Genomic DNA, 17,198 nt, shown 5'->3' with positions numbered 1-17,198 from the left:
CTTTTACCGATTTCTCCCACTCAGTCACCTATAATTCATTGTTGCAACATCAATAGTGCCGTAGTTTTAGGTATAATTTAATACTTAAAACAATGAACAACGATATAGAAACTACCATTACTCCCAATAATAGCAAAACTGCTGCAGGGGTAATTTTATTAGCCATTGGCGGTATATTACTGGCAAGGCAATTTGATCTGTTCTTTATCCCCGACTGGCTGTTTAGCTGGCCGATGTGGATAATAGCCTGGGGATTATATATGGGCGCCAAGTATAATTTCCGCAAGGCTTCATGGATCATCATCACGCTAATTGGTGTAGCCTTTTTACTCGACGAAAACATTGCCAATGCCGACCGCATTGTTTGGCCGGTAGCCATAATGGGCTTTGGTGCATGGATGATATTCAGGCCAAAAAAACATAAAGAAGAATATTATTTTGAAAAGCCTAAAGACACTTTTCATTTTGATAAAACAACCGGACCTGAAGTGTAATTAATACTTTTTTATTGTCAATGTTAAAGAGAGGGACCCGTAAGGGCCCTCTTTTTGTTGTTGGCCTTTATAATACAATAGACTACAAACATGTCGAAACATACAAATTTTACTACCCGACAAAACTTTTTAAATTACCAGGCTACTTTTTCACCGACAAAACATGTATTCCCACCGATTTCTTTAAATATATCACCAGTTTTTGTTTGGCTCATCTATAATGTTACCTTAGTTTTGGGATATGATTTAATTTGCACACAAATGAACAACGATATAGAACATCCAAATAATCCCAATAAAGGAAAAGCCATGGCAGGTATCATACTGCTGGCTATTGGGGGCATATTGCTTTTGAGGCAGTTTGCTGATATTTTTATCCCTGGCTGGCTGTTCAGCTGGCCCATGTGGCTTATAGCCTGGGGACTTTATTTAGGAGCTAAACATAATTATAAAAAATCAGCATGGGCTATCATGGTATTTTTAGGCGTCATTTTTTTATTTAATAATAACATTGATGATGCCCACCGTATAGTTTGGCCCATAGCTATTATTGCCTTTGGTATATGGCTTATTTTAAGACGCGGCAAAGGTGACTGGGGAAAAAATTTTAAAGACGGGCAATGGACCAAACAGCCAGACGGGCAATGGACCAAGCAGCCGGCTAATTTTAATTTTGACAAAGCCGATCCGGAAATAGATTATGCTGTAAAAGATGGTGATGATGTTCCGCCAAAAGAACCGTATACCCCCCCGTTTGGTTATCACAACGGCGACGACTACCTGGATACTGTTTCCATTTTTGGCGGGGTTAATAAAACCGTTCTGTCAAAAAGTTTTAAAGGCGGCGAAATTGTAAACATTTTTGGCGGTGCCGAACTTGATTTTACCCAGGCTGATATTAATGGCAGGGTTATAATTGATATCACCCAGATATTTGGCGGCACCAAGATCATTGTTCCATCAAACTGGCAGGTTGTATCTGATCTGGCAGCTGTTTTTGCCGGTGTTGACGATAAAAGGATCAGGAGCACCGCATCAGCTAATAACGAGAAAATACTGGTACTTAAAGGTACTTCCATTTTTGCAGGCGTTGATATACGCAGCTATTAATAATTTAGTATCAAGTAGTTAGTATCAAGTATCATGACTAAATCATAAACTTTAGATACCTGAAATCTTGATACTTGATACTAACTACTTGATACTTTAAAAAAAACAATCATGAACTGGTACGTAGCAAAATTAGTTTTCAGGGTGATCAGTGGTGATGGCGATCATCAGGCACAATTTGATGAACAATTACGGTTGATCAGTGCCGATACGGAACTGAACGCTTATGAAAAAGCAAACAAAATTGGCCATGCCAATCAGGATAGCTTTAAAAACATAGAGAAACAAACCGTTAAATGGCAGTTTATTGATGTGGCCGAATTAAACCAGATCAATGACCTTACCGATGGCACTGAACTGTATTACCATATACACGAAACACCCGATGCCGACCTGTACATTGCCTGGGCGCATCACAAATCGGCTTTATTGGGTGCAAGAAATTAATAACAATCAGTATCAAGTAGTTAGTATCAAGTAGCAAGACTTTAGTATCAAAGTTTTAATTCGATCGTAATACTTGATACTAACTACTTGATACCAATCACTAAACATAAAAAATAAGTTTTGGCATTACCGGCATTATCAGCTTCAAAATTATACGGCGCATTCATTGTATGCGGTGTGGTATGGGCCGCATTGCAAACTTATATTGTACATAGTTTTGGTTTTTTTTGGTACACTGCCACAACCGATGGGTTGCTTGGTGCCGTGTTACTTTCAGGCGCTTGCTGGCTCATTAATAATAACCTGCGTTATTATCAGCCGGGTAAGGGCAGCTACATCAACTTGTTTATATGGTGTGTTGCACTGGCCGGTATTTGTACGCTGGGTTGCCGCTATTTGCTTCCACTTATTAATACCGATAAGGTGTTTGTTAATTTTGTGGTGCAATCATTAACCATCCGTTTTTTTACCGATTTTTTGGCTATAGGCTGGATGGCCATGATCAGTTTGTTATGGTACTCTCAGCTTGATCAAAAAGAAACCCAAAAACGTAAAACTGAGGCCGAACAGCTGGCCCGCGATGCCGAATTATATAACTTACGGCAGCAATTACAACCCCACTTTTTATTCAACAGCCTCAACTCAATTAATGCCCTTATTGGTTTTAAACCCGACGAGGCCCGCAGGATGATACACCAGCTTTCGGACTTTTTACGCGRCACATTAAAAAAAGACGATCAGCAACAGGTTCCTTTAAGCGAAGAGCTGGCGCATTTGAATCTTTATCTGGATATTGAGAAGGTACGTTTCGGCCACCGTCTGCAAACCGAAATAAGCTGCGATGATAAATGCAATAAGGCTGTAATGCCATCCATGCTGTTGCAACCCCTGGTTGAAAACGCTATAAAATTTGGTTTATATGATACTACCGGCGAAGTAACCGTTAGCATTCGCGGCGAAATTGAGGAACACTATTTAATACTGATGGTTCAAAACCCCTTTGATCCACAAACCTCGCGCCCGCAAAAAGGCACTGGTTTTGGCTTGCGGGGAGTACAGCGTAGATTATATTTACTTTTTGCCCGTAACGATTTGATGGAAACTCATGCAAATGATAATATATTTACAACCATTATAAAAATACCACAGTTATGAGGCGAGCCTTAATTATTGACGATGAACCTTTAGCCCGCATGGTTGTAAAGGAGTACCTGCAAAATTTTGACCAGATTGAATTGATCCAGGAATGTAGTGATGGCTTTGAGGGCCTTAAAGCCATTCAGCAATATCAGCCCGATTTAATTTTTCTGGATGTGCAGATGCCCAAAATAAACGGTTTTGAGATGCTGGAACTGGTAGAGCAATCGCCTGCCGTAATATTTACTACCGCTTTTGATGAGTATGCTATAAAAGCATTTGAAGCACACGCGGTTGATTACCTGTTAAAACCCTTTAGTAAAGACAGGTTTAACAAGGCGATTGAAAAATTCCTGGCAACAGCGCCAGAAAAACATACACCTAAACAAACCGAAGAACTGCTGGAAACCGCTGCCTCGCAATCGCCTGCACAGCATGAGCGTATTGTGGTAAAAACCGGCACCAAAGTGAAGATCATCCCTGTAGCTGATGTTGAATACCTGCAGGCCGATGATGATTATGTAAGCGTGTTCACCAAAGAAGGATCATACCTGAAAAATAAAACCATGAACTTTTTTGAGCAAACGCTTGATGCCCGCCAGTTTGTGCGTGTTCACCGCTCCTACATTATAGCCATACAGCAAATAACCCGTATTGATCCTTACGAAAAAGACGCTCACCTGGCCATCCTAAAATCGGGTGCCAAAATACCGGTAAGTAAAACAGGTTATGTAAAACTGAAACAGGTATTGGGGATATAGGGTTTTTGAGCCCTTGTATGAACCCTGATTAATAGATTTTAAGATTACCGATATTTTTGTAGAGACACATTACATGTGTCTTTTTTTATGGATCAAAATAGCTAACATGTGCAGAAAAATAACCTAATCATATTCAACCCTATAGTAACCGATAAAAGGAAAGTATTCAGTGTTGATATTTATGGTATCATAAATACCTAAGGGAGATGCTGCCTGTAAAGTGCCTATAGCAATACCTTGCCCGTTTGTAGTGCCAGGAGCCAGGTAAAAAAAACCAAAACTACCAATCTGTCCTTTATAAAATATCAGGTCGCCCGGTAAGGGTTCATCTACCTTTTTATAACGTTTCATAATAGTTACCGAAAGTGGTTCAGCAGTGTTCCTGTTAATATTAACACCCGTTTGTTTTAATACATACTGTATATATCCGGGAGAATCAAAGCTTGATTTGGGAGTGTTTTTACCTAACTCAAAAGGGATTTGTTTCCAGGTGGTTAAAAGCGCTATTGTTAATGCTAACTTTCTTTTACCAGACGGGAGGCTTATAATAGTTTTTTTGACACTACCCCAATCAATGCTTTCACCGTCAGCAAAAGCATTGCCTTGATTTGCCTGTGTACTTTCTATTAAGCTTATCAGATATTGATTAAGCTGCGATTCATCAAGTTTTAGTCCGGCTACCCGGCTTTTTAATTCAGCTATAGCCTTTTTTTGCTTGCTTAAGCTATCGCTTGATTTTTTGAGCTCGACTTTTACCCTCTTGAGTTCCTTATTTGAATTGAACAGGTTATAGCTGGCAAATACCAATGATGTAATGAAAATCAAAATCCCAATGAGACTGATAATTGCTGATCTTCGCGAAGATCTCTCCAGGTTATCAAGCTCATTCATCATTTACATTTTACCTGTTACTATAATTTTTAACGCCTGATCCCACATTCGCAAAAGTCTTCCACCTGTATAGGTTATTAAACCCGAAGACCCGAACATTAATGATAATTCGGCCTTACCAGCTTCTTTATTGTAGATCATGAGTGAAATAGCTACAAGAAGTATTACTAAGGATATACCTGTAACAGCAAGGTGAATAAACCTTTCAAACTTAAACAGCCTGACAAGTTTTTCAACTATGGAATATCTTTCATCCAATTCTTCCTGTTTCATTGATACTCATTATTAGGATGTTATACGAATTTAAAAAATAAAATTGTATTTCACTTCGTTATTTCACAAATATCCCAATAAGCCAAAGTCACAAACTTCAGCGGGGATTAAAATCACTCCATCAGCAATACCATCAGCGCTTCTTCTACCCTGCCCTCTTCCAACAATTGTTTGGCCTTTAGGTGCAGTTGCAATTCGCGGGTTTGGCTGTCGCCGATGGTGGCATCAAGCAATTCTTTTATATCAGGTGTTTGCATATAGGCTTCAATGGCATCTGCAGCAGGCAAAGCCTCCAGGTTACCCAGTTGCCCCAGGTTATTACCCGTTAGTACCCGTGAATTGCGGATGCCATACGGCAGGGCATCAACCCCAATACCTATTTTAAAATTGGGTTTGGCTACTTTAAAAAGATTATCTGGCGTAACGCGGCAATACCAGTCGCCACCAAGACGGGCCACCTGGTCAATTTTGGTCTGGTCAATTTTGCCATCCGCATCTAAAATATCCTCGTTAATATGGATCATTTTAATTTCGGCCAAAACCAGGTTACCTGCGCCAGGCGTATTACCCAGGGATATCACCTGGTTAACAACACATTCCAGCTGTACAAACGACTCGGCCACACGCGGCGGTTTAACCAGTTCAGATGCTACAGGGGTTAATCCTGATTTGATGAACTCATTTACCCCCTTAGCATACGCCACACTCGACAGGGAAACCTGCTGCACCATATCGTAATTAACAATATTGATCACGCATTCGGGCACTTCCAATACATTCTCCAGCGTGTGCTTGGTGGTATTATCCCGTACACTGCGCGATGGCGAAAACACACAAACCGGCGGGTTAGTGCTGAACACATTAAAAAAGCTAAACGGGCTCAGGTTTACATTACCATCTTTATCAACAGTTGAAGCCAGGCAAATGGGTCGCGGCGCAATGGCATGATTAAGGTAATTATGCAATTGTAAGATAGAAAGATCAGCGGTTTTTAAGGATAACATAGTATTTATTAAACACAATAAAATCTTGTCATGCTGAACAAAGTGAAGCATCTATTAGCCAACATGCAAAGTTCGGTAATAGATCCTTCGTTCCTCAGGATGACAAGTTCATAAATTCTTATTTCTTCAACCCCAATATCGAAAAATCACTATTGGCTTTTTTTATAATGTTGCCCAGCATACCCAGGCCGGTAATTTCCATTTCAATCAAATCGCCGTCCTTTAACCATTGGGGTTGATAAGCGGGATCATTTAATAAACCGGTTCCGTTAAGTTCCAGGAAACAACCGGTACCAACCGTGCCCGAACCTATTACATCGCCAGGCAGCACATCGCAGCCGTAGGCGCAGCGTTCAATGATCTCGGCAAAGGTCCAGTCCATATCGGCCATATTACCTAATGATACCTGTTTACTGTTCACCACACACTTCATTTCCAGCTTGTAGGCATTACCGGTATGGCCGGGTTGGGGTGCAACCTTATAATGCTCCAACTCATCGGGTGTTACCAGCCACGGGCCAATAACCGTCGAAAAATCCTTGCCTTTAGCAGGCCCCAGGTTCAACAACATTTCTTCCATTTGCAGGGTACGGGCGCTCATATCATTCATGATCATGTAGCCGGCAATAAAGCTATCAGCATCAGCGGCTTTAATGTTACGGCCCTTCTTATTGAGCACAACGGCCACCTCCAGTTCAAAATCGAGCTTGTTAAAATGATCGGGCATACACTCAATTTCGCCGGGTCCTTGTATAGCGTTGTGGTTGGTAAAGTAAAATATAGGGTATTGATCAAACTCAGGGATCATGTCGGCCTTGCGGTTACGGCGGGCTGCTGCCACATGCTGTCTGAAAGCGTATCCATCCCTGCATGATGATGGGTGAGGTACAGGTGCTATCAGCTCAAAAAATAGTTCTTCCTTGGCTTCCATTTTGCCGGAGCTGATGGCTGCATCAACACGCTTGGCATGATCCATCAATTCTTCACCTCCCCACAAAAACTCGTTCATGTTGTCTGGGATCAGTTTATCGCAGGAATTAAGGTTATAGATATGTTTATTTATAAAAATACCTAAATGCTCTCGGTCTTCAGTTTTATAGGATACTAATTTCATAGGATGATGTGTTTATTTAACTGGTTTTAAGCTGCTTTCGTCTATTTAATAAAAATATACTGAACAATATTATAAAAGCTAACAAAGCAATAAAGTCTATTAAAAAATTGGTTAAAATAAATCCAACCTCAGTCCAGCTACCCAATGCTACTTTGCCTTCGATATATGAATAAAAATGCAAGGGAAAGCCAACGGAGGTGAATCCGTCTGAAGGAGCATCAACGGTTGAAAATACTACAGTAATGATGATCCAGATGGTTAATCCTAACCATATAGCTTTCTTTTTGATCATAACTGGTGATTGGTTAAACCAAAACTAAACAATTTACTTTATGGGTGGTTAATTTATTATGCTTGCATATTAAAAATATTACCTTTAATTTCGTATTAACCATGTTACGTATACAAAAGCATTTTTATTTTTCCCTGGGCCTTACCAGTATGAGCGATGCCTCATCGTTCAGGGATGCTATGCTTGCTAAAATTGTACTTGCTCAATACTAATTCCTCCCCTTTGTTGTAAGCTAAAATGTTTTAAAGTTGAAATGTCAATGAACTTCAACTAATTAAACTTTTAAAACTATTTAGCTTACCAAATCGTTTTATGTATGTATTGCACTGATATGATGTGGGTTAAACCATTTTAACCTTGCAACATTCAATATTCAAACGAAAACCAATTAAAACATCATGCCCGTATATCATTCATTAGGAGCTATCCCGCCAAAGCGGCATACACAATTTCGTAAGCCCGACGGTTCATTATATGCCGAAGAACTGGTATCTACCGAAGGTTTTTCGAGCCTTTACTCGTTGGTTTACCATGCTTACCCGCCCACTATTGTAAAAACACTGGGCGAGCCCTACAGTGTTGAGCCAAAAATTGCCCGCGAAAAGCACCTGAAACATACCAGTCTGATAGGTTTTAACATCAAACCCGAAGACGATTATCTGCAAAGCCGCAAACGTGTATTGGTAAACAGCGACCTGCATATTTCACTGGCCGCGCCCCGCCAATCCATGACCGATTATTTTTACAAGAACAGCCAGGCCGATGAAGTAGTTTTTATACATGAGGGCAGCGGTACTTTAAAAACAGGATTCGGCAATATTAAATTTGTGTATGGCGATTACCTGGTGATACCCCGCGGTACCATATACCAAATGGAGTTTAACACGCCCGATAACCGCTTATTTATTGTGGAAAGCTTTAGTCCTATTCGTCCGCCAAAACGTTACCTTAACCAGTATGGGCAGCTTATGGAACATTCGCCCTATTGTGAGCGCGATATTAAACGCCCCGCTGATTTAAAGACCTATGATGAAAAGGGCGACTTCAAGATCCTGATCAAAAAACAGGGCTTGATATATCCTTACATATATGGCACCCACCCCTTTGATTTTATTGGCTGGGATGGCTTTCATTATCCATGGGCACTATCCATACATGATTTTGAACCAATAACCGGGCGCCTGCACCAGCCGCCACCCGTACATCAAACCTTTGAGGGCAATAACTTTGTGATATGCTCCTTTGTACCGCGCAAGTTTGATTATCATCCACTATCCATCCCCGCGCCTTACAATCATAGTAATGTGGATAGCGACGAGGTTTTATACTACGTGGATGGTGATTTTATGAGCCGCAAAAGCGTAGTAAAAGGACAGATCACCCTGCACCCGGGCGGCATACCGCACGGTCCGCATCCTGGCACCGTCGAAAAATCGATAGGTAAAGAATCAACAGACGAACTGGCGGTGATGATAGATCCATTCCGCCCGCTGATGCTGACAGAAGATGCTATAAAAATTGAGGATGAAAATTATTATAAGAGCTGGCAAATGTGAGCTAAAAGCTGAGAGCCGATAGCTAAAAGCAATCACTAATTCAGTAACTCAATAATTTTAAATTAAACAAACAATGCAAACACAAACCATAGATAAACAACCAACCACAACAGATTTTTTACCGCTTAATGGTACCGACTATGTTGAATTTTACGTAGGTAATGCCAAGCAAGCCGCTCATTATTATAAAACCGCTTTCGGCTTTCAGAACCTGGCTTATGCCGGCCCGGAAACCGGTGTGCGTGACAGGGCATCGTACGTATTGCAGCAAGGCAAAATCAGACTGGTATTAACTACACCCCTGCACTCTGATCATCCTATTGCTGAGCATATTAAAAAACATGGTGATGGGGTAAAAGTATTGGCCCTGTGGGTTGATGACGCTTACGACGCCTTTGAGCAAACCACCAAACGCGGTGCTATACCTTGCCAGCAACCGCAAACCCTTACTGATGAGTATGGCGAAGTGCGTACCAGTGGTATAAAACTTTATGGCGAAACAGTTCACCTGTTTGTGGAACGCAAAAACTACAAGGGTTTATTTTTACCCGGGTATCAAAAGATGGAAAACCACTATACCCCCCCGCCTGCGGGCTTATTATATATTGACCATTGCGTAGGCAATGTAGGCTGGCACCGGATGAACGAATGGGTTGGGTTTTATGAGGATACCATGGGTTTTAAAAACATTTTAACATTTGATGATAAAATGATCAGCACCGAGTATTCGGCCCTGATGAGCAAGGTAATGAGCAATGGCAACGGTTATGTTAAGTTCCCTATAAACGAACCTGCAGAGGGCAAAAAGAAATCGCAGATTGAGGAATACCTGGAGTTTTATGAAGATGAAGGTGTGCAACACCTGGCACTTGCCACTGCCGATATTGTAGCCACTGTAACCGACCTGCAAAACCGCGGCGTGGAGTTTTTAACCATACCTACCACTTATTACGACGACCTAACCGACCGCGTTGGCCATATTGATGAAGACCTGGAGCCATTGAAAAAACTGGGGATCCTGGTTGACCGTGACGACGAGGGTTACCTGTTACAGATTTTTACCAAGCCTATTGAAGACAGGCCAACACTGTTCTTCGAGATCATTCAGCGCAAAGGCGCAAAATCATTCGGCGCCGGTAATTTTAAAGCATTATTTGAAGCTATTGAGCGCGAACAGGAAATAAGGGGAAATCTGTAAGAGAATAAAGAGCAAAGAACCAAGATATAAGACAAAAAAGTAAAAAATTAAGCCGGCAAATGCCCGGCTTTTTTGTTGGTTGGTTTCATTATATTTGATATACCTAATACTCCATCAAATGAAAAATCTCATTCTGTTTATTGGCATAATTGCCCTAAGCATCAACTGTTTTGCACAAAATACACCCGCACCTAAACCTGTTTATGATGCTGCACTTGCTAAAAAATTAGGTGCCGATCAGTATGGTATGAAAAAGTATGTGATGGCCTTTTTAAAATCAGGGCCAAACCGTCTGCAGGATTCGGCGGCAAGGATGCAGCTGCAAATGGCGCACTTAAAAAATATTACACGCCTGGCCAATGAAGGGAAATTAGTAGTGGCAGGTCCGTTTTTAGATGATCAGCCTATAAGGGGGATATTTATTTTTAATGTGGAAACCCTGGAGGAAGCCAAAAAATTAACCGAAACCGACCCAGCCATTAAAGCAGGCACTTTAATTATGGAGCTACACCCTTTTTATTGTTCGGCTGCATTGATGGAGGTAACCAACATACACAGTAAACTGCAAAACAAAAGCATAACCGACTGAGCCGATGCAGGCTAAATACATCATTGAGCTATTAAAACAAAAAGCCGATCCTGTTTACCTTGCAGGTATGCAGCGTTATGCTATTGATACCGCGCATGCTATTGGGGTCCGCCTCCCTGAATTGCGTAAACTGGCTAAAACCATAAAAAAAGATCATACCCTTGCACTTGAGCTTTGGGATACTGGTTTGCATGAGGCACGTATGCTGGCATCTATGATAGATGAGCCGGCTATGGTAACCGAAACACAGATAGATAACTGGACAGGTGATTTTACCTCCTGGGACCTGTGCGATCAGGTATGCGGTAACCTGTTTGACCGTACTCCTTTCGCCATTTCAAAAGCAATTGAGTTTAGTGGACATGCCAATGAGTTTGTTAAACGGGCAGGCTTTGTTTTAATGGCCGAATATGCAGTGCACAATAAGAGCGCACCCAACGAAACATTTATAGCGCTGTTCCCCATTATGGAACGAGAGGCCTGGGACAACCGTAACTTTGTTAAAAAATCAGTGAACTGGGCCTTGCGTCAAATAGGGAAAAGAAACCGTATTTTAAAATTAGAAGCCATACAAACAGCCCACAATATTTTAAAACAAAATCATAAATCAGCTAAGTGGATAGCAGTTAACGCGCTGACTGAATTGGCTATCAAATAACCAATATGTATAGTCAAACACTAAAATGGCTAAAAAAATAGGACATTAATAACAAAATAGTATCTTTTGATACCGTTTTTACATTAAAACTTAATTATTGCTGCATTTTAAAAAAACACATCTTAAAAATCTATTTAAACATATACTTTAATATTAAAACCGACCAAAATAATATCAAAAAATATGTTTAAACGCCTTGTTTGCTCCCATAACAGCATAAATGGCTAAATTTTGGCTACATAAATTTCTTTGGTAATTACCAGTATAAGAATAGATTATATCATTTCAAATATTATATTTGAGGTTAAATAATTTAAACTTTAACACTATAGACCAGAAAAACGGCTACAACTTATGGTTGTAATTTTCATAATTTCAAATTATGGCACATAATTTTCTAATAGAGAGCATGTCCTTAATAAAGTACTGAGTAGKTTATTATTAATATGAGTTTTTCTGAAGATAAATTTTCTGATGATAGCAGGTTGCATCTTGCTCAAATAATTGATAACATAAATGCGGGCATTTGGGAGTATAATATTAATACCAGGAACATTAAATGGTCTACCGGTTTCTATAGTGTTTTAGGTTATGAATCTGACGAAATTGAATGCTCCAATCATATATTTTTTGAACAACTGCTGTACCACCAGGATAAGCCTATTTTTCTGAGTGCCTTAAACAGCTCAAACCCGACTAAGCCGATACAGATAAGGCTACTCACAAAAACTTCCGGCTATCATTGGTTTGAAAGTACAATTAAAAAACACACTGACGGAACCGGACAATTTATTTATGGTTCCATCATTAACATAAACCAATATAAACAGACCGAGCTGCAATCAGTGCAGAGCGATCAGCTTTATAGTGATACGATTAGGATAGCCAAATTAGGCAGTTGGGAAATTGAAACAGGAACCCTTAATGTAACCCTATCAAAACAGATATATGATATTTATGAACTGCAAAGCCAGGTAAAACTTACGCTTGACGAAGCAATAAGCTTTTTTGAACCACCTTATCGTCAGGTAATGCAAAAGGCTATAAATAATGCACTGGAGTTTTGCCAGCCTTATGACCTGGAACTATTGTTTAGAACTGCTAAAAACAATGTAATATGGGTAAGGGCCAAAGGGGTACCTATTATTAATGATTATGGCAAATGCATAACTATCAGAGGCATTTTACAGGATATTGATAATAACAAACGCAAAGGCCTTAGCCTGGAATCTTCACTTAATTTGCTTACAGATCAAAACAGGCGCCTGCAAAATTTTGCTTACATTGTATCACATAACCTGCGGTCGCATACCGGAAACCTGCAGTTTATGGTGAATTTATATGAAGAAACTGAGCTTGAAAAAGAGAGAAATGAAATTTTTTCGCATATAAAGTCAATTAGCGGAAGCCTGAACGCAACCATTGAGCACCTTAATGAAATAGTTAAGATGCAAACCGAAATTACCAATGAGCGTAGTATAGTTAACTTCGAAATCCTTTTCAGAAACATACAATCGGCCATTAAAAGTAATATAGAAGCCCTTGATGCCCATATAGAGTATGATTTTAGCAAGTGTCCGCAAATAAATTACATACCGGCATACATGGAGAGTATTTTGCAAAATCTGCTTACCAATGCCTTAAAATACAGCCATCCTGACCGCCAGCCTGTTATAAGGTGCTATACCTTAAAGGAGCGGAGCCATATTTACCTGATATTTGAAGATAACGGCATTGGTATTGACCTGGAACGTTATGGCGACAAGGTATTCGGTATGTACAAAACCTTCCATCAAAATCCCGATGCAAAAGGAATTGGACTGTTTATTACCCGTAACCAGGTAGAAGCGCTTGGCGGCACCATTAAAATTGAAAGCACCGTAAACATTGGCACTAAATTTACAATCAAGCTGGTATAATTATGCCGATAAATGATTGTAGAGAAGATCCCAGTGAATGCCTGTATTATTGATAATAACAAAACTTATGTTTACGGCTTCAAAAAATTAATTACCCTAAAAAAACTGAGCAACCAGGTAACCAATTTTAGTGATGGCAGTGAGGCTATTGCCCATTTAAAAAACCCACTCAACGCCAATAATTTACCCGACCTGATATTTCTGGATATAAGCATGCCCGTTATGGACGGGTGGGAATTTATGAAAGAGTTTGCGGAAATAAAATCTCAACTGGGGAAAAAAATCTCGATTTACATGCTCAGCTCATCAACCGACTGGTGGGATATTGACCGGGCAAAAAATATTTCTGATGTTGTTGGTTATATCTCTAAACCGGTAGATGTGTGTCGTTTAACAGAAATATTCAACAACATAAATAATAATATTTAATATTTAAAAGTGCAAAGTTCCCTCTGCACTTTTAAAGTTATTTTTTACTGCCTGATGTAAGTGGTTACGTAAAGACTATATATTATTCAATATAGCTTTCCAGTATTTTAAAGCCGCCAGTTGTTTCCAGCTCAACTTTATCAATACTTTTTGGAAGTAATATACATTCGCCCATTTTAACCGGGTATACCTGGCCGTTATATTTTACCGAGTAAGCTCCTTCAACGCATACATGTATCACAAACGAATCAAGCGTTGAATAATCTTTGGAGGTGCTGTGGGTAAAATCAAGTAGGTTGGTGGTAAAGTAAGGGCAGGTAACCAGCTTTACGGTTTCATCCTTTTGTGGTTGATAACTGGTTTTATATTCAGGGTAGTGTTTATAATCAATGGCGGCAAGCGCTTCCTGGGTATGTAGTTCACGTTTGTTACCTTTATCATCAACCCGGTCAAAATCATATATACGGTAAGTGATATCTGAAGTTTGCTGAATTTCGGCTATCAACAATCCTTTACCAATGGTATGCACACGACCGGCTGGTAAAAAGAACACATCACCCGCTGTCACATCTTCCTTATTCAGGATATCCATAATATGGCCGCTGTTCAGGGCATCTACATATTTTTGCTCTGTCATTTCCTGGTTAAAACCCGCAATCAGAGTAGAACCAGGATCAGTTTCGATAACATACCACATCTCGGTTTTACCAAATGAATTGTGACGTTTTTTAGCCAGTTCGTCATTGGGGTGCACCTGTACAGAAAGATCATCATTGGCATCAATAAACTTTACCAGTAAAGGGAATATATTCCCAAAATGAGCGTAAACTTTTTCGCCCACCAGTTCGCCCTGAAATTTTTCCAGCAAATCAGCTAATGATTCACCAGCCAGTTCACCATCGGCTACTACAGATACATCAGCTTTTACGCCTGATATTTCCCAGGTTTCGCCACAGTTTGGCAAAGCGCCAAAATCTTTATGCAGATAGGTTTTGATCTTTTGACCACCCCATATTTTGTCTTTATAAATGGTTTTGAATTTTAACGGATATAGTGCTGACATGATGTAATTTTTATGCCCCTAAGTTAGGAGTTAAAAAAGAAATGGATAAACCGATTCAGTGTTTTTTACAAAAAACTTATCCATAACATAAAAAAGCCCGCCTTGATCAAGGCGGGCTCTGTACATTTACAGGGAATTATTATTTACCCAATTTAGCTTTCAAATTTTCGTCAATAGCTGCTAAAAATTCTTCGGTATATAAATAATCTTTACCATGCTCCACCTTTGGTTTAATAGTGATGGCCAGATCTTTTGTCATTTTACCGCTTTCAACAGTTTCAATACAAACCTGCTCTAAAGTTTTGCAGAAGTTTATCAATGGCTGGTTATTATCAAGCATACCACGGAACTCTAAACCTCTTGTCCACGCAAAAATTGATGCGATTGGATTTGTTGAAGTAGGTTTACCGGCCTGGTGCTCGCGGTAGTGGCGTGTTACCGTACCGTGTGCGGCTTCGGCTTCCATAACGCTACCATCGGGTGTAACCAATGTTGAGGTCATTAAACCTAATGATCCAAAACCCTGGGCTACCGTGTCAGACTGTACGTCGCCATCATAATTTTTACAAGCCCATACAAAATTGCCATGCCATTTTAATGCCGATGCAACCATGTCATCAATTAAGCGGTGCTCGTAAGTTAATTGGTTAGCTTCAAATTCAAGTTTAAATTCCTGCTCATAAATTTCCTGGAAAATATCTTTAAACCTGCCATCATATTTTTTAAGGATAGTATTTTTAGTTGAAAGATATAGTGGCCATTTTTTAAGCAAAGCCTGATTAAAACATGCGCGCGCAAATCCTTTTATTGATTCGTCGGTATTGTACATGGCAAGTGCTACACCATCGCCTTTAAAGTTATACACTTCAAATGATTGCTCGGCGCCACCATCTTCCGGAGTAAAAGTAATAGTAAGTTTTCCTTTTCCCTTAGTAACAAAATCAGTAGCACGGTACTGATCGCCAAAAGCATGACGGCCAATACATATAGGAGCTGTCCAGTTGGGTACCAGGCGTGGCACATTAGCCATCACAATTGGCTCACGAAAAACGGTACCATCCAAAATATTACGGATAGTTCCATTTGGCGAACGCCACATTTGCTTTAAACCGAATTCTTCTACACGTTGCTCATCAGGAGTAATAGTTGCACATTTAATACCAACACCATACTTTAAAATAGCATTTGCGGCATCAACAGTCACCTGATCGTTAGTTTCATCACGATACTCGATACCCAGATCATAATATTTGATATCAAGATCAAGATAAGGAATTATCAACCTGTCTTTGATAAATTTCCAGATAATTCGGGTCATTTCATCTCCATCCAGTTCAACTACCGGATTTTCTACTTTAATTTTTGACATACCTGATGTTGTTTTTTTATTTTAATGGCTTCAAATATATTAAATAGACTTTACCATTTCCATTAATAATACATGAAATTTATTGATTGTTGTACCTTTATCATTTATTACGGCAGATTTATTGTATTTGCGAAGTTTGATGCTATTTTTATAAAAATAAACGTTATATCAAAACAAACTGCTTAATTAGCGCTCTCTAATGCCTATTTATGATAAAACCTATCTTAAAAACAATCCTTATAGTTATATTATGTATAAGTACATTTTTAGCAAAAGCCCAAATAGGATATGATTATGCCCAGTATGATATTGGTTTTGGAGTAGGCTTAAACAGTCCTGTAAGTACTGATGTTTCAAACTCATTAAAAAAGACCCCTTCGGCTCATTTTAGTTTTAATTATAACCAAAGCCCTTTTCTTAATTATGTTTTTGAGGGGCAGTTTGGCAGGCTTAAAGCCGGCGATCAAAGCTCCGCATCAGGCAGGCAGTTCGAAAACCATTTTTCGGCCTTTGCATTAAAGGTGCAGTTACAAGCGGGCGAGCTTATTGATTACTCACAAAGCCCTGTGGCCAACGCGTTTAAAAACCTTTACCTTTCAAGCGGTGTAGGATATTTGGTTAATCATGTAGTATTAAAAACCCCCGACAAGCGAGTGCCAGAGGGCTCTACGTTACCTGGCGATAACAACAGCCAGATACCCTTTATTCCGGTTAGGATAGGTTATGAATTTAAAGTTTTTAATCAATACAATGAAGCCAGCTTTAAAATTGACCTGGGTTATCAATACAACTTTGTAATGGATGATAACCTTGACGGATATAGTACGGGTGCACATAAGGATGTTTTTTCGCAGCTGACGTTAGGTGTAAAATTTGCCCTTGGCGGTGTAACAT

General features: G+C 39.7%; 18 protein-coding genes and 1 pseudogene. 12 read left to right on the top strand and 7 right to left on the bottom strand.

The genetic code is table 11. The annotated features are described in order from the left end of the window. Positions 1-92: 92 nt before the first annotated feature. From AC1DRQ_RS24400 to AC1DRQ_RS24380, 5 genes are all read left to right on the top strand, one after another. Complete coding sequence (locus AC1DRQ_RS24400) at positions 93-494, top strand: LiaF transmembrane domain-containing protein (protein ID WP_429398556.1); 402 nt, start codon at positions 93-95, stop codon at positions 492-494. A gap of 261 nt (positions 495-755) precedes the next feature. Further along, positions 756-1,604, top strand: coding sequence for a LiaF transmembrane domain-containing protein (locus tag AC1DRQ_RS24395; protein WP_477427682.1), 849 nt, complete (start codon positions 756-758; stop codon positions 1,602-1,604). Between the two features lie 111 nt (positions 1,605-1,715). Beyond that, the gene (locus tag AC1DRQ_RS24390; RefSeq protein WP_429398560.1) at positions 1,716-2,051 is read left to right on the top strand and encodes a DUF4288 domain-containing protein; all 336 of its coding nucleotides are present in this window, start codon (positions 1,716-1,718) and stop codon (positions 2,049-2,051) included. A gap of 120 nt (positions 2,052-2,171) precedes the next feature. Beyond that, entirely contained in the window at positions 2,172-3,206 is a 1,035-nt protein-coding gene (locus tag AC1DRQ_RS24385) for a sensor histidine kinase (protein WP_477427680.1), read from the top strand. Then, positions 3,203-3,949 (top strand): LytR/AlgR family response regulator transcription factor, encoded by a 747-nt coding sequence (locus AC1DRQ_RS24380; protein WP_477427678.1) that lies wholly within the window; start codon positions 3,203-3,205, stop codon positions 3,947-3,949. Before AC1DRQ_RS24385 ends, AC1DRQ_RS24380 begins: the two co-directional genes overlap by 4 nt. A gap of 123 nt (positions 3,950-4,072) precedes the next feature. On the opposite strand, the gene AC1DRQ_RS24375 is transcribed toward AC1DRQ_RS24380, so the two are convergent. The 5 genes from AC1DRQ_RS24375 to AC1DRQ_RS24355 all read right to left on the bottom strand — a co-directional run bounded on the left by AC1DRQ_RS24375 (position 4,073) and on the right by AC1DRQ_RS24355 (position 7,523). Beyond that, entirely contained in the window at positions 4,073-4,843 is a 771-nt protein-coding gene (locus AC1DRQ_RS24375) for an NlpC/P60 family protein (RefSeq protein ID WP_477427676.1), read from the bottom strand. Further along, on the bottom strand, positions 4,844-5,113 hold the full coding sequence (locus tag AC1DRQ_RS24370) for a hypothetical protein (protein ID WP_310102282.1): 270 nt from the start codon (positions 5,111-5,113) through the stop codon (positions 4,844-4,846). A 113-nt stretch (positions 5,114-5,226) separates the two neighbouring features. Beyond that, complete coding sequence (locus AC1DRQ_RS24365) at positions 5,227-6,117, bottom strand: flavin reductase family protein (RefSeq protein WP_477427673.1); 891 nt, start codon at positions 6,115-6,117, stop codon at positions 5,227-5,229. 118 nt (positions 6,118-6,235) lie between these two features. Then, the gene (locus tag AC1DRQ_RS24360) at positions 6,236-7,231 is read right to left on the bottom strand and encodes a fumarylacetoacetate hydrolase family protein (RefSeq protein ID WP_477427671.1); all 996 of its coding nucleotides are present in this window, start codon (positions 7,229-7,231) and stop codon (positions 6,236-6,238) included. A 16-nt stretch (positions 7,232-7,247) separates the two neighbouring features. Continuing rightward, on the bottom strand, positions 7,248-7,523 hold the full coding sequence (locus tag AC1DRQ_RS24355) for a hypothetical protein (protein ID WP_429398574.1): 276 nt from the start codon (positions 7,521-7,523) through the stop codon (positions 7,248-7,250). A 398-nt stretch (positions 7,524-7,921) separates the two neighbouring features. Here AC1DRQ_RS24355 and AC1DRQ_RS24350 point away from each other — a divergent pair, with 398 nt between their 5' ends. From AC1DRQ_RS24350 to AC1DRQ_RS24325, 6 genes are all read left to right on the top strand, one after another. Next, positions 7,922-9,079 carry a homogentisate 1,2-dioxygenase gene (locus AC1DRQ_RS24350; RefSeq protein ID WP_477427669.1) on the top strand — a complete coding sequence of 386 codons (1,158 nt, stop codon included), beginning with the start codon at positions 7,922-7,924 and terminating at the stop codon, positions 9,077-9,079. 73 nt (positions 9,080-9,152) lie between these two features. After that, the gene (hppD, locus tag AC1DRQ_RS24345; RefSeq protein WP_477427667.1) at positions 9,153-10,277 is read left to right on the top strand and encodes a 4-hydroxyphenylpyruvate dioxygenase; all 1,125 of its coding nucleotides are present in this window, start codon (positions 9,153-9,155) and stop codon (positions 10,275-10,277) included. Positions 10,278-10,395: 118 nt separating this feature from the next. Further along, positions 10,396-10,866 (top strand): YciI family protein, encoded by a 471-nt coding sequence (locus AC1DRQ_RS24340; protein ID WP_477427665.1) that lies wholly within the window; start codon positions 10,396-10,398, stop codon positions 10,864-10,866. Between the two features lie 4 nt (positions 10,867-10,870). Beyond that, positions 10,871-11,524 carry a DNA alkylation repair protein gene (locus tag AC1DRQ_RS24335; protein WP_477427663.1) on the top strand — a complete coding sequence of 218 codons (654 nt, stop codon included), beginning with the start codon at positions 10,871-10,873 and terminating at the stop codon, positions 11,522-11,524. A 446-nt stretch (positions 11,525-11,970) separates the two neighbouring features. Continuing rightward, entirely contained in the window at positions 11,971-13,443 is a 1,473-nt protein-coding gene (locus AC1DRQ_RS24330) for a PAS domain-containing sensor histidine kinase (protein ID WP_477427661.1), read from the top strand. A 12-nt stretch (positions 13,444-13,455) separates the two neighbouring features. Then, entirely contained in the window at positions 13,456-13,872 is a 417-nt protein-coding gene (locus tag AC1DRQ_RS24325) for a response regulator (protein ID WP_477427659.1), read from the top strand. 82 nt (positions 13,873-13,954) lie between these two features. On the opposite strand, the gene AC1DRQ_RS24320 is transcribed toward AC1DRQ_RS24325, so the two are convergent. Both AC1DRQ_RS24320 and AC1DRQ_RS24315 read right to left on the bottom strand, forming a co-directional pair. Then, positions 13,955-14,935, bottom strand: coding sequence for a type I phosphomannose isomerase catalytic subunit (locus AC1DRQ_RS24320; RefSeq protein WP_477427657.1), 981 nt, complete (start codon positions 14,933-14,935; stop codon positions 13,955-13,957). Positions 14,936-15,074: 139 nt separating this feature from the next. After that, entirely contained in the window at positions 15,075-16,304 is a 1,230-nt protein-coding gene (locus AC1DRQ_RS24315) for an NADP-dependent isocitrate dehydrogenase (protein ID WP_429398590.1), read from the bottom strand. 209 nt (positions 16,305-16,513) lie between these two features. On the opposite strand from AC1DRQ_RS24315, the pseudogene AC1DRQ_RS24310 reads away from it, so the two are divergent. Then, positions 16,514-17,198, top strand: a pseudogene (locus AC1DRQ_RS24310) (hypothetical protein); the annotation flags it as partial.

The sequence above is a fragment of the Mucilaginibacter sp. P4_E8 genome, from assembly GCF_056401495.1.
Note: the sequence above shows the minus strand (reverse complement) of the source record. Positions and strands in the feature narration are given on the sequence as shown.